Origin of the sequence: Corynebacterium hylobatis, assembly GCF_003955685.1 — a bacterium.
GTDB classification, from domain to species: Bacteria; Actinomycetota; Actinomycetes; order Mycobacteriales; family Mycobacteriaceae; genus Corynebacterium; species Corynebacterium hylobatis.
The window spans coordinates 20813-34729 of record NZ_RXHJ01000024.1 but is presented as its reverse complement, the minus strand read 5'-3'; the positions used below and the strand labels follow the sequence as shown (position 1 = coordinate 34729).

Sequence of the window (13917 nt, the reverse complement as noted above, 5' to 3'; positions counted from 1 at the left end):
TCGCCCAGCACGGCATCACCTTCTAACCTCCCCACCCCCGAGAACACCCGTCCTTAGTCCCCAGCCCACTCCGGGGTCTGGATGATAGACACGGTCCAGGTCATCGCTGACTGTGGGCCGGTCTGAATGCTCGCCCCGGGAGAGTTGCGGGGACTGTTGATCTTCACACTGCTGGAGGCTCAGGGGGAATCTTCGGGTTGATCCCCGGGCATAGCGCTGGCCGTTGACGTCACGGCTCCAGAAAACCGCCCACCGATACAGGGCACGATCGATGCGCGTATTGCTTTAGCTGCTGCCGGTGACGAGACAGTGATGGGTGTGGTCATGACCACCAGCTTCCGGCTTCTGCCCCTGTGACCGGTGGTATCCCCGCGGAGGTCCGAGCGTCGGTCCTTCTTTTGGACCTGTCGCAAAAGCATGCCGCCACTCGCTCGATAGAGCAACGCAGGGAATGTCTTCGGGGTGTACTCAGTTTTTCTCCGGCCTCCAGTGGAGGAGCTTGGCAGTACCGGGCTTTGCCCCATTATCGGGGAATGATCTTGTCCCCAGGGCTATCATTGCCGGGTTGTTTCATGGCCACTGTCCGGGCTCCACAGCCTCTCCAGGGACGTCAGACTAGTCCCTCAAGCTGCCATCATGCGGGTTCGTCAGACGCAGCAAGGGCGAGCGTCTCGTCGACGTAGAAAGGTGGTGACGGAATCTGCCTTGAGGAGATACCTCCATGACCCCGTCTTCTCCTGAGCCAGTTGACGAGATCAGAAACCAGCGGCCACGCAAGAGCCAATAACGCGAGAACCAACATGGGCGTATCCCCCATTCGCGCGTACGGCGTCAAGCCAGTATGAAGTGGAACAGTTGCCGTCAGTAGTTCGCTTGTGCTCAAGTCACTGAGTTGTGACACTGTTCCGTCGGGCTGGATGATGGCCGAGTACCCGGTGGGGGCAGCTTGGAGAACTGTGCGGCCAAACTCGCTGGCACGCATCCGGGACGCGGCCACTTCAATGGCGGGTACTTCCTCGGTCACAAATGATGCGGCGTTAGTCGGGGCGAGCAGCAGCTGCCCACCATTGCGGACGGCGTCGGCAACCCGGTCGGCGAAGAACACCTCATAAGAAATGACGATCCCCAGTCGTGGTGCCTCGCTGGGATCGAGCACCGCCGGGCCCTCGCCGATAATGGCGTCGCGGGGGATGAACCGTGCGTCGTCACTGAGTCGTTCAATCAGGTTGCGCATGGGGAGATACTCGCCGAATGGCACACGGTGGTGCTTCTCATAGCGTCCCGACCGGGTGCCGTCTGGTCCCCATAATATGGATGCGTTCCGGAAATGCTCACCGTCGGACTCGGTAATACCGACCACGACGTTCGTGTCGAGCTGGCGGGCCAGCTCGGCAAAAGATGCATCAACAACCGTCCCATCGACCGTCTCGTCGACATTGGCGACGTTTTCGGGCAGCAGAACCAGATCAGGGTCCCCAGTGATGTCTCCGGCAGCTTGTAAATGCCGGCGGGTGGTATCAAACGGATCGGTATTGACCGCGCGAAGCCCGCGGGGGCCACCACCCTGCACGAGGACGACCTTCAGGGTGTCTTCTACCGCATCATCGACGATCGCCGGCGCGAACCCCGGGACAGCGAGTACCACAACAATTGCGACTACGGATAGGCCACGGGCTCGTCGCGGCTCGAGAATGACAGCGGCAACTACGGCCCCGGCAACTGCAGCCAGCGCGGTCGCCAGGAGAGTCCCACCCAGGGGTGCTGCAGCCATAAACGGACCGTCGGCCTGGCTGTATCCGAAAGCAGGAAGCGGAAAACCACCGAATGGGAACCGGTGTTGCACCGCTTCCAGCATCACCAGGGCAGCAGGGGTGAGCAGCCACCAGACAGGCCAGCGACGGCGAAAAGCTGGCTCGCTAGAAGATACCGCGGCAACCAGCATTAATAACAGCGTCTGGATGGCAACAACAGCAACGTATCCGGCAGTATTAAAGTCGGTGAGCCAACGCAGAGCAAGAGCGTAGTGGACCACCCCGCCCAGCACACCGAGCCACAGACGGTTGCGGAGGGGTTGACCTGCCAGCGCCAATATGAATATAGCCACACCTACCGGGAACAGCACCCACCAACCCCGTGGGGGCAGCGCCAGCCACCACGCGACCGCGGCCCCCACCATGAGCGCGGAATGGCTGGCCAATCTACGTCCGTTAGTACCCGCTATCTCCCGGGAAATCCGGGACGTCCTCGTACCCACTGCAGTACCAGGTCTCACCGGAGAGCACGATCTTTTCTGGACCGCTGATGAGCCGTGAACAGGAACAATCCTTCCAGCCATCCACCGCAACTTTCAATGCTTTTCCGCGTCTCTGAAGGTGTCCACCCGACTGCTGATGAAGCCGGATTTAGTTCAGGCCAGCGTAGGAATGCAGACCAGAGACCACCAGGTTGACGAAAAACAGGTTGAAGATCATCGTGGCCAAGGCCAGAATATTGATCCACGCGGCCTTGTGATCACGCCACCCAGCCGTGGCACGCGCATGCAGGTAGGCGGCGTAGAGCACCCAGGAGATAAAGGAGGCGGTCTCCTTCGGATCCCACCCCCAGAACCGGCCCCAGGCAGCTTCCGCCCAGATCGCCCCCAGGACAATGCCCAGACCCAGCACCGGCAACGTGATGATGGCGGACTTGTAGGCCAGGGCATCCAACTTTTTCGCACTCGGCAGCGGCTTGGCCACAGCCCCGAAGAAGCCGCGCTCCGCACCCTTCGGCTGCCAGATGCGCAGCAGGTAGAGCAGGGAGGCGATACCCGACACGATGCCGATCGCCGCGCCCAGAGACACGGTGGAGACATGGACGGGCAACCAGTAGGATTGCAGGGCAGGCACCACCGGGGCGGAGTCGGAGTAGAGGCTGGTGCCGGCGAAGAACAGCAGGACGAGGACGGGGACCAGCAGCCAGGGCCACATGCTGCGCCATTCGCGGCGTTGAATGGCCAGGGCTGCGGCCATGACCGCCAGCACACAGATCATGGAGATGTACTCGTACATGTTGCCCAGCGGGAAGCGATCAGTGGCTAAGCCCCGCAGGACCACCGACATCAGGTGGACCACTGCCCCCAACCAGACCAGCATCTGGGTCATGCCGCCGAATTTATGGGCGGAAGCCTCCCGGACAGCAAATTGCTCATCGCTGAGCGGGGAATCCTCGACGACGTCCCCCGTGGAGCGGTCACTGAGGTCAGCGGGGCTGTCACCGGCACCCACGGCGGCATATTCAGGATGTGGGATGTCTTCGCGGGCCCGTCGGGCATCGATGACCCCCTGCATCTTCACGTAGTGCACGAGGGAGAGCACCAGGGCGAGCAGGTAGATCACGAACGCGGTCTGGAAGGCGGTGTCAGAGAAGGTGGCAAGAGTCTGATTAACAGGCATCAAGGGATGAAGTCCTTATCGCTTAAAGGGCGGGTGTTATTGACTGGAGCTGGTGACCAGAACGGGGATGTTCTCCTGGACCTCCTCATCGATGTCGTCCGGATCAGGCAGGCCGAGCAGGTCACGGTGGAGCCTGTCGAACTCCCCACCCCAGCCAGCACGGTCGGTACGTGCCAGGCCACCCATCTCCACGAACGTGGTGGCCCCGTCGGCGGAAGGTCGCAGACGGATCCAGATCCGTCGCCGTTTGATGACCAGTGAGCCGATCAGCGAGGACAGCATGAGCACGGTGGTCACCAGCACCCAGGGTTGGAAGGGGTCGTGGCTGATCTGGAAGTTGGCGAATTCACTGGCCCCGTCGAAGGCGACGGTCGTACCGTCATCCAGGGTCACCTCCTCGCCCTGCAGGAGGTTGACCCGTTCGATCTTCTGCAACTGTCCGTTGCTGATCAGGGTGGGTTCGAGTTCGAAGATCGACTGGGAGCGCCCGGTGTCCAGACCCGCATCACCGCGGTAGATGTCAATGGCCACCGCCGGGTCGCGCATCGCTGGAAACGCGGAGGTCAATAGTTGACCGTTGTCCCCGCCCCACTCGGCGGTGGGGGCAAAGAGGCCTTCCAGGGCGATTTGGTTCTGGCGACGGTCATAAATGTCGGGGTACATCCCTGCCGGCGGATCAAACCGCATGGCCCCAGAGGACAGGAAGAAGACCGGATCCTCCGGGCCGAACTGCAGGGTCTGCGTGCGGGATTCCCCGTTGGGCCAGGTGACGGTGAAAGTCGGGGCATAGCCGTGGCCCATGAGGTAGATGCGGTCCCCGGCCACCCGCAGGGGGTGGTTGACCTGCAACTGGTAATCGGTCCACTCCTCCTTGGGCTTGAGGATGTCCTCGCCGATGGCATAGGAGATATTGGAGGTGAACATCTCCGCCTGCCCGTTGGGCAGGTAATCAGCCGCGAAGTCATGCGCATCGAAGCAAAACGTGGTCAACCCGGTGCCATCAAAGGTCGGACCAGCCCGGAAGGAGTCGAAGTTGGCGGTGGAGGTGTTGCAGAACTCGGTGCTCTGCTCGATCGGCGGGGTCTCGTAGTTGCCGGATTCGGTGACGATGATGACCATGCCCTCGTAGTAGACCATCCGGCCGGCAGCAATCGTGACGAGCATGCCCACCAGGGACAGGTGGAAGATCAGGTTGGCCAGCTCGCGGGTGTAGCCGCGCTCCGCCGACAGGGAAAACACCCCGGCCCTATCCTTGTCCGGGGTGTACTCAGCGACTTTCCACCGCTTGAGCAGACCTCGGGCATCACCGGTGACCTGTTCCATCGGCTTATCGACGGTGCCCGTGGCGTGCAGCGGCAGGCGCTCCAGTCGCTTCGGCGCGCGCGTCGGTGGGGTTTTCATCGCCTTATAGTGCTCCCAGGACCGGGGCAGGATGCAGCCGATCAGGGAGAGGGTCAACAGCATGAAGATGGCGTTGAACCAGGTGGATTCGAAGACGTCGAACAGTTGTAGTTGGTCATAGATCTCGGCGAGTCGGCCGTTGTCGGCAATATAGTCGGCGACGTTGCCCTCATTGAGGCTGCGCTGGGGCAGCACGGTACCGGGGATCGCGGCGATCGCCAGGACGAACAGCAGCACCAGGGCGGTGCGCATGCTGGTCAGCCAGTGCCAGGCCTTCTTCGGATACGTTCCTACGGTGCGCATCAGGGGGGTCATGGTGTTCCTCTTCCAGTCCGCGGCCGGTCCCAGGGGGTGGTGGCTGCGGGGCGGGGATGTCAGTCGGGCGGTGGGGTGAGCGGCCAGGTGCTAGATCAAGGTGGCGCCGTATTCGACGGTCCACTGGCGCACGAAGTTGATGAAATACGCCCACGCCCCGCTGGCCAGGGCAATGCCCACGAGGATCATGAGCACCCCGCCGAATATCTGGATCTTCCGGGAATGACGACGCAACCAACCAATCGTGCGCATGGCCCGGGCCGAGCCAAACGCCATGAGAAGAAACGGCAGTCCCAGACCCAGGCAGTAGCCGATGATGAGGATGACCCCGCGCACAGCGGTCATGCCCTCGGTGCCGGCGGACACGGAGATGATCGCCGCCAGGGTGGGCCCCAGGCACGGTGTCCACCCCAGGGCGAAGACCCCGCCGAGTAGCGGGGCACCCAACCAGGTGGACCATTTCTTCGGGGCCATCCGGGTGTCGCGTTGCAGGGCGGGCACCATGCCCATGAACGCCAGGCCCATGAGGATGGTGATCACCCCGCCGATGCGCATGAGAGCCTCGGCGTTGAGCGTGAGCATGCTGATCGCCCCGAAGACGGTGACGGTGGCCAGCACAAAGACGACCGTGAAGCCGAGGATGAACAACCCGGCCGCGCCGGCTACCGCCCACTGGCGTTTGGTGACCACCGCACCCCGCCGGGCGTCGTAGTCAACTTCCCCGCCGACCACACTGGCCAGATACGACATGTACCCGGGCACCAGGGGCACCACGCACGGGGAGGCGAACGAAATCAGACCTGCGGCTGCCGCAGCCAGGATGCCGATCATCAGCGGCCCGGTGGCCGCGGCGTCAGCGAACTGCTGGCCGATCGCCCACTGGGCCATCACATCAACGGTCATGATGCGGGTGCCTCCTCGGCCAGCGGCAGGGCGACATCGAGGATGTCATCGGCGGTGACCTCGCGGAGGAAGACCGCGGCTGGGCGGTGGCTTCGGTCCAGGACGATGGTGGTGGGGATGACCGAGGTCGGCACCCCGCCGAGGGCTGCTGCGGTACGAAACGGTGGGTCGTAGATCGAGGGGTAGGTCACGGCGTTGTCGGTGACGAAGTCCTGGGCGATGGTCTGGTTATAGTCGCGGACGTTGATGCCCAGCACCGTGCCCCCGAGGGGTTGGAGAGTCTCCTGGACAAGCTGCAGGTCATCGACTTCCGCCCGACAGGGTGCACACCACTGGCCCCAGGCGTTGAGGACAACGATCTCACCTGCAAAATCAGACAGGTTGATCTCCTCGTCCTCCGCCATGAGGGAGGGGCCGGAGAAGTCCGGCAGCGGGGCGCGTTCTTCTTCTGCGTAGAGGATTTCGGTCTGGCCTCCTGGTGAGTGGAACTGGAAGGTGCCCCCGACGGCGACGGCGTTTCGGGCGCCATCGCCTGAGGAACAGGCCACCAGGGTCAGGGCGGTGAGCACCGCGGCAGCCGCGGTCGCGGCCCTGCGGAACGTGCTCGACATGGATGAGATCTCCTTAGTACGGGACGGGATGGAAAGGGGTCGGTGTTCTGGTTGTCCAGGACAAAACCACCACACCGACGCAGGTCACCTGGCTGCCCGGGGTGGGCGGTCTGCAGCGACCCTGCCCATCCCGGTGATCACTCATGCTGTGGGCTTACTCGTAGCGAAGCGAGGTCATCATCCCGGTTTCCATGTGGTAGGCGTTGTGGCAGTGAAACGCCCACTCGCCAGGGTTGTCGGCGATCAGATCAGCGATCACGGTTTCGCCGTGGCGGAGCAGGACGGTGTCCTTGCGCAGCCCGCCGCTGCCGGGCAGCGACCAGGTGTGGCCGTGGATGTGCATGGGGTGGGGCATCATGGTTCTGTTGCGCATGATCATCCGCAGGCGCTGGCCCTCCTGCACGGTGCCCGGGGAGGATTGGCCGTCGGTGAGAATGCCCCATTCATACGGCATCATCTGCCCGCTCAGGTCGATGCTGGCTTCTCGGTCTGGTTTGCCCTCCGGCAGAAGTGCCCGTTCTGCAGGTTCGAAGGAGGTGAGGAAGGTACCGGCAGCGTTGAGCTCAGGGAAGGTGGTCTCTGGTGCAGGGACCCGGCCCCCGGAGGTCCGGACCACGGCGAAGGCCCGGTCGTCCTTGCCGGCGGCCAGAGCAGTCAGCGGGAACGCCCCATCGCCGAGCACCACCTCCACGTCCACGCGCTCGCCCATCGAGAGGTAGAACGATTCGATGTCGCGGGGGCGGACAGGGAAACCGTCGACGTGGGTGACGGTCAGTCGGTGCCCACCCAACGCCACCTTGAAGATGGTGTCCCCACCTGCGTTGATGAACCGGAGGCGGGCTTTATCCCCCGGCCGGGCGTGGAACGTGCGGTGCGCCCTAGGGATGCGCCCGTTGATGAGATAGTGCGGATACATGACATCACCGGCATCTCCGCCCAGAGCCGGGTCGGGGGTGCCGTGGGCCATCATGCCCCCGTCACCACCCATATCCATGTCCCCGTGGTCGCCCATGCCCATCCCCGTCAGCATGTGCAGCTGGTCCTCGGGGGTGCTGCCGTCGATACCGTCAACCCAGTCGTCGAGCACGATGGTCCATTCGACGTCCTGGTCGTCCGCGTCTTCGGGATCGCGGACGATCAACGGAGCGTGCAGTCCGCGGTCGAGCTGCAGGCCACTGTGGGAATGGTAGAAGTAGGTGCCCCCATGCGGGGTTTCAAAGAGATAGCGAAACGTCTCCCCCGGTTCAATGGGAGATTGGGTCATCCCCGGAACCCCGTCGGCCGCGTTGTGCAGGGCAATCCCGTGCCAGTGGATGGAGGTGGACTCGGGCAGGTCATTGGTGATGTCGACCTGGAGGACGTCCCCGACGGTGGTTTCGATGGCGGGTTCACCGGTATCGGCGCTGTATCCCCAGGTTTGTGCCTCGATGCCGCCGATATCGATTGACATGGGTCGGGCAGTCAGCTTTTTGCGTACCGAGGGTTGTGCCAGGTTCGTCGGTGTCGGGTACGGGCCAGCCGATGAGGAGGGACCGGAGGCGGCAGGGGCATTGTTTCCCCCGCAGGCGGCCAGGGCACCGGTCCCGGCGAGCATGAGTCCACCGAGCAGAAGCTGTCGTCGGGAAAAGTTAGTCGTCATAGTTCAAACGTCCTTGGGGAAGGTCGGAGTGACACAGGGGGAAAGAATCGGGCAGAGCACAGGGCCGATGAGTCAGGTCAGGCGCAGGTCCGTGACGCAGGTGGCGCCGTCGTCGGTGGTGGAGAACTCGGTGGTACCGGTGCGTCCCTGATGGGTGACTTCGATGGTGCCGGTGGCATCATCGGGGATCCAGAAGCCGACGAAGCCGTTGTCGAAGGTGGTCGTCTCCTCATCCACCAGGACCTCGCCGGTCGTCTCATCGGTGATGGTGACCTGGATGGGCTCGTTGCCGAGCTCGCCGAGGCAGGTGGTCAGGCTGTGGTAGAAGCAGTCGTGCGTCTGGTTCACGTACGGGGCGATCGACACGTACGTCAGGTCCTCTGGCAGGTCGAGGACGACTTCCTGATGATCGTCGGTGAGCAGTAGCTCGTCGGTGCGTACCGAGGCGATCAGGTCAGTGGGGCGGTCAGCGACAGCCATCTGGTCGAGATGATCGATGGCCCCGGCGGCGTCCATGCCGGCCAGGCCGTGCGTGGTCAAAAACTCGTCCTGCGAGACATCCCCCGCGGCAGTCGACCCCGACATCGCGGAGGAACAACCGGTCAGTGTCAGTGCGAGGGCGGGGGCCACGATCGCTGCTCGTTTCACGTCAATCTCCTCGGGTCAGGGTGGCATGCAACCTGGGGTTGATGCTATGACTTCTTTAGCACCCTGACACCTCTCCCCTGAAATAAAAATGTCTTCTAGCAGCGCTGACATCCTCTTTGAGGGAGCTTGGGCAGTGGCCTAGCTCACCGCAACGGAAGCGTTTTCACCCCGTTTCGATTGTCCCCTGGCTCCCGTGTTGACTACCTGCACAGATGACAATCACCTGGTGGTAATACTTTTCTCCGGGACAGCGGAGCGTGAATACTCCCGGTTCTTGATCAGGTGATCGATGGGGGGAGCACCGAAGTTCTTGAAGACTTGATGAAGATTTCGTCCATAACCGCTCAGAAGCACCTCATTCCACCCGCCCTGGGGTGATACTGGCACCCATGGTTTCCCACACAACGGCGGAAAATCGTCCCGCTGGCCGGGTCCTGGTCGTCGACGATGAAAAACCCCTGGCCGAGATGGTGGCCACCTATCTCGAACGCGCCGGATTTACCGTCACCCAGGCCCACACCGGACCCCAGGCGCTGGAGGAGGCCCGCCGTTTCACCCCAGATGTCATCGTGCTGGATCTCGGCCTGCCTGGCCTGGATGGCCTGGAGGTCTGCCGACAGATCCGTGCCTTCTCCGACTGCTACATCCTCATGCTTACCGCCCGGGGTAGTGAGGACGACAAGATCACCGGTCTGACGGCGGGGGCCGATGACTACATCACCAAACCGTTCAGTATCCGGGAACTGGTCACCCGCATCCATGCCGTCCTACGCCGGCCCCGGGCCACCACCATGGCTACCCCGCTCACGGTCGGCGAGCTGGTCATCGATCCCATCGCCCATGAGGCACGGGTCGGCGATGTACTCGTTGATCTGACCCGCACCGAGTGTGAACTGCTGGCCGTCCTCGCACTGCGCCGCGGCCAGGTCCTGTCCCGCCACGAACTGGTCACCGATGTCTGGGACACCTCCTGGGTCGGGGATGAACGCATCATCGACGTCCACATCGGCAACCTCCGCCGCAAGCTCGGCACTGACTCAAAGGGGCGGGGCTTTATCGAGACCGTTCGTGGGGTCGGCTACCGGATGGGGCGGGCATGAAAACCGAAACCAGCCTGATGTTCCGCTTCCTGGCCGCCCAGGTGCTGGTCGTGGCGATCAGCCTGCTCGTCGCCGCGGCGGTGGCTTCCCTGGTGGGTCCACCGGTGTTTCACGATCATATGTTGATGACCGGCCAGCCTGACCCTTCCCTGGAGTTGTTCCACGCCGAGCAGGCCTACCGGGACGCCAACCTGATCACCCTGGCCGTGGCGCTGCCGACCGCCCTGATCTGCGCGCTGATCGCCAGCCTGTGGCTCTCGCGCCGACTGCGCACCCCTTTGCAGAACCTGACCCGGGCGTCGGTGGCCGTCGCTGCCGGCAACTACCGCGTGCGGGTTCCTGCCGGGGATGCCGGACCCGAGGTCGCCACGTTGGCCCAGGCCTTCAACACCATGGCTGACCGGCTCGAACATACCGAGGACCTGCGACGGCAGATGCTCTCAGATCTGGCGCATGAGATGCGTACTCCGGTCTCCGTGCTGTCGGTCTACCTTGATGGTCTGGAAGACGGCGTGGTGGACTGGGACCTTGCCACAAACTCAGTCATGGCGGAGCAGCTCACCCGCCTGACCCGCCTGGTTGAGGACATCGACGATGTCTCCCGGGCCCAGGAAAATCAGATGGACCTGGATGTGACCGAGGAAGATCTTGGCCACCTTCTTCACTCCTCGGCCGCGGCAGCTCAGGAATCCTACGTCGATAAGGGCGTCGGGTTGCAGGTCGAGGCTGCCACAGGCACGGCCAGGGTGGTCGTCGACCCTCAACGCTTCGGCCAGGTCATGGGCAACCTGCTGACCAACGCACTGCGCCACACCCCGCCCGGCGGTCAGGTCACCATCGGTGCCGCCCGCCGAGGGGCCGACAGTGTCCTCATCGAGGTCACCGACACCGGGGACGGGATGACTGCAGACCAACTGGGGCACATCTTCGAGCGGTTCTACCGCGGGGACACCGCCCGCGACCGGGACCACGGCGGTTCCGGTATCGGCCTGACCATCTCCCGGGCGCTGGTGGAAGCTCACGGCGGGACACTCACCGCTACCTCTTCCGGACCTGGTGCCGGATCGATCTTCACCATCGCTCTTCCGCTGCTCCCGGAAAGAACCGCACTGATGAGCGTCGACCGTCCCGATGAGGCAACGATTCTCACCACCCCTCGAAAGATACCCCATAGGGGTATATAGTGAAAGGCGAGACCTTGCCCGATTCACCGATCCGAAGGAGCGATCCGATGACCACCCCGACTCCCCCCTTGCTGCCGATGGCCTCCGACGGCTGTGGGTGCTGCGCACCCTCTGCCCCCTCTACGCCTTCCGTGGAAACCTCCTCCGCCCCTGCCGCCACGAAAACCAACGCAGGCCCCGATGTTCCCACCGTCTACCAGGTCACCGGCATGACCTGCGGTCACTGCATCAGCAGCGTCACCAAGGCTGTCCGTGCGCTGCCCCAGGTCGACGACGTTCAGATTGACCTTGCCGCCGGTGGTGTCTCCACCGTCACCGTCACTGGTGCCGCCTCCCCGCAGGTGGTCAAGGACGCCATTGCAGCAGCCGGCTACAGCGTCATTTCCTGATTGGTCCATCCACCAGCTCAACCCTGACCGGGTTGAACGGAAGGAATGTCATGAACACTCCCCACCATCACGGTGATCACCACGGTGATCACCCCGCCCCGGAAGCGGGGCACACCAACCTCACCGACCAGGCCGGTCACGAGCACCATGCGGATACCGACACCCACGGCCAGGCGATGCCGCACGAGCACCCGCACTCGGCCCTGGATGAGGAGCACCAGGTCCACAGTCACGGCGACCACGCCGGTCACAGCACCGCGATGTTCAGAAAATACTTCTGGTGGTCGCTGATCCTGTCGGTGCCGGTGGTGTTTTTCAGCCCGATGTTCGCCGATCTACTGGGATACAGTATTCCGGAGATTCCGGGAGCCTACTGGATTCCTCCGGTCCTGGGCACGATCATCTTCGTCTACGGCGGCAGCCCCTTCCTCAAGGGTGCAATGACCGAGCTGAAATCCCGCCAACCGGGGATGATGCTGCTGATCGCCATGGCTATTACCGTCGCATTCCTCGCCTCCTGGGTCACCACCCTGGAGATTGGCGGATTCCACCTGGATTTCTGGTGGGAGCTGGCCCTGCTGGTGACCATCATGCTGCTGGGCCACTGGCTGGAGATGCGCGCCCTCGGAGCGGCCTCCTCAGCACTCGACGCCCTGGCCGCACTCCTGCCGGATGAGGCCGAAAAAGTGGAAGACGGGACCACCCGCACCGTCGCCATCTCAGAGCTCACCGTCGACGATGTCGTGCTCGTGCGGGCCGGTGCCCGGGTGCCGGCCGACGGAACCATCATTGATGGTGCGGCCGAATTCGATGAGGCGATGATCACCGGCGAATCCCGACCCGTCTTCCGCGACACCGGTGACAAGGTGGTCGCGGGTACCGTCGCCACCGACAACACCGTCCGCGTGCGCGTCGAGGCCACCGGCGGGGACACCGCCCTGGCCGGGATCCAGCGCATGGTCGCCGACGCCCAGGAATCCTCCTCCCGGGCACAAGCCCTGGCCGACCGCGCAGCAGCCTTCCTGTTCTGGTTCGCCCTCATCGTTGCCCTGATCACCGCAGTGGTGTGGACCGTGCTGGGTAGCCCAGACGATGCCGTCGTGCGCGCGGTGACGGTGCTGATCATCGCCTGCCCGCATGCCCTGGGCCTGGCCATCCCCCTGGTCATCGCGATCTCCACCGAGCGGGCCGCGAAATCCGGCGTCCTCATCAAGGACCGGTTGGCCCTGGAGCGCATGCGCACCATCGATGTGGTGCTCTTCGACAAGACCGGCACCCTGACCGAAGGCGCGCACGCGGTCACCGGTGTCGTAGCAGCTGACGCCGTCACCGAGGGCGAGCTGCTGGCGCTGGCGGCTGCTGCGGAGGCCGACAGTGAGCACCCCGTGGCCCGTGCCATCGTCGCAGCCGCCGCCGCACACCCCGAGGCCTCCCGCCAGCACATGCGCGGCGAGAACTTCACTGCGGCCTCCGGCCGGGGGGTGCGTGCCCGGGTGAACGGCTCCGACATTGTCGTCGGTGGGCCGAACATGCTGCGCGAGTTCGGCCTCACCCCACCGGGTGAGATCACCGACACCACCAGCTCCTGGACCGGGCGTGGGGCCGGTGTCCTCCATGTCGTCCGTGACGGAGAGATCATCGGTGCCGTGGCGGTCGAGGACAAGGTCCGCCCCGAATCCCGTGCCGCGGTGCGCGCCCTGCAGCGCCATGGCATCAAGGTCGCGATGATTACTGGCGACGCCCAGCAGGTGGCCCAGGCAGTGGGCAGGGACCTGGGGATTGATGAGGTCTTTGCCGAGGTCCTGCCCCAGGACAAGGACACCAAGGTCACGCAGCTGCAGGATCGTGGCCTGAGCGTGGCCATGGTCGGTGACGGCGTCAACGACGCCCCCGCTCTGGCGCGTGCCGAGGTCGGCATCGCCATTGGTGCCGGCACCGATGTGGCCATGGAATCCGCCGGGGTGGTCCTGGCCAGCGACGATCCGCGGGCGGTGTTGTCGATGATTGAGCTCTCGCGGGCCAGCTACCGCAAGATGGTCCAGAACCTCATCTGGGCGACCGGTTACAACATCGTGGCCGTGCCGCTGGCCGCCGGTGTGCTCGCCCCCATCGGTATTCTGCTTCCCCCGGCGGCCGCTGCCATCTTGATGTCCCTGTCCACGATCATCGTCGCCCTCAACGCCCAGCTGCTGCGTCGGATTGATCTGGATCCGGCCCACCTGGCCCCCACTGACCGGAAGGATGAGCACACTGCCCTGAGCCCTGCGGCCACCGTCCACTGACATGTACTCCATCA

General features: G+C 63.9%; 11 protein-coding genes. 4 read left to right on the top strand and 7 right to left on the bottom strand.

The window, feature by feature from the left end:
- Window positions 1-634 precede the first annotated feature (634 nt).
- The 7 genes from lnt to EAH68_RS13805 form a co-directional block, all read right to left on the bottom strand.
- Window positions 635-2197 carry an apolipoprotein N-acyltransferase gene (gene lnt / locus EAH68_RS13835; RefSeq protein ID WP_241228478.1) on the bottom strand — a complete coding sequence of 521 codons (1563 nt, stop codon included), beginning with the start codon at window positions 2195-2197 and terminating at the stop codon, window positions 635-637.
- A 205-nt stretch (window positions 2198-2402) separates the two neighbouring features.
- Entirely contained in the window at window positions 2403-3431 is a 1029-nt protein-coding gene (gene ccsB / locus EAH68_RS13830) for a c-type cytochrome biogenesis protein CcsB (RefSeq protein ID WP_126121930.1), read from the bottom strand.
- 36 nt (window positions 3432-3467) lie between these two features.
- A complete protein-coding gene (resB, locus tag EAH68_RS13825) occupies window positions 3468-5147 on the bottom strand; it encodes a cytochrome c biogenesis protein ResB (protein WP_126121929.1) in 1680 nt (559 codons plus the stop codon).
- Window positions 5148-5237: 90 nt separating this feature from the next.
- Complete coding sequence (locus EAH68_RS13820; RefSeq protein ID WP_126121928.1) at window positions 5238-6050, bottom strand: cytochrome c biogenesis CcdA family protein; 813 nt, start codon at window positions 6048-6050, stop codon at window positions 5238-5240.
- Entirely contained in the window at window positions 6047-6661 is a 615-nt protein-coding gene (locus EAH68_RS13815) for a TlpA family protein disulfide reductase (protein WP_126121927.1), read from the bottom strand. The genes EAH68_RS13820 and EAH68_RS13815 overlap by 4 nt, the downstream gene beginning before the upstream one ends.
- 154 nt (window positions 6662-6815) lie before the next feature.
- The gene (locus EAH68_RS13810) at window positions 6816-8300 is read right to left on the bottom strand and encodes a multicopper oxidase family protein (RefSeq protein ID WP_126121926.1); all 1485 of its coding nucleotides are present in this window, start codon (window positions 8298-8300) and stop codon (window positions 6816-6818) included.
- 72 nt (window positions 8301-8372) lie between these two features.
- On the bottom strand, window positions 8373-8948 hold the full coding sequence (locus tag EAH68_RS13805) for a CueP family metal-binding protein (protein WP_126121925.1): 576 nt from the start codon (window positions 8946-8948) through the stop codon (window positions 8373-8375).
- A gap of 389 nt (window positions 8949-9337) precedes the next feature.
- On the opposite strand from EAH68_RS13805, the gene EAH68_RS13800 reads away from it, so the two are divergent.
- Genes EAH68_RS13800 through EAH68_RS13785 form a run of 4 tightly spaced genes read left to right on the top strand, consistent with a single transcriptional unit; the run spans window position 9338 to window position 13903 of the window.
- Entirely contained in the window at window positions 9338-10048 is a 711-nt protein-coding gene (locus EAH68_RS13800; RefSeq protein WP_126121924.1) for a response regulator transcription factor, read from the top strand.
- The gene (locus EAH68_RS13795; RefSeq protein WP_126121923.1) at window positions 10045-11232 is read left to right on the top strand and encodes a sensor histidine kinase; all 1188 of its coding nucleotides are present in this window, start codon (window positions 10045-10047) and stop codon (window positions 11230-11232) included. Before EAH68_RS13800 ends, EAH68_RS13795 begins: the two co-directional genes overlap by 4 nt.
- Window positions 11233-11279: 47 nt before the next feature.
- Entirely contained in the window at window positions 11280-11621 is a 342-nt protein-coding gene (locus EAH68_RS13790) for a heavy-metal-associated domain-containing protein (RefSeq protein ID WP_126121922.1), read from the top strand.
- Window positions 11622-11671: 50 nt separating this feature from the next.
- Complete coding sequence (locus tag EAH68_RS13785) at window positions 11672-13903, top strand: copper-translocating P-type ATPase (RefSeq protein ID WP_126121921.1); 2232 nt, start codon at window positions 11672-11674, stop codon at window positions 13901-13903.
- Window positions 13904-13917: the final 14 nt, after the last annotated feature.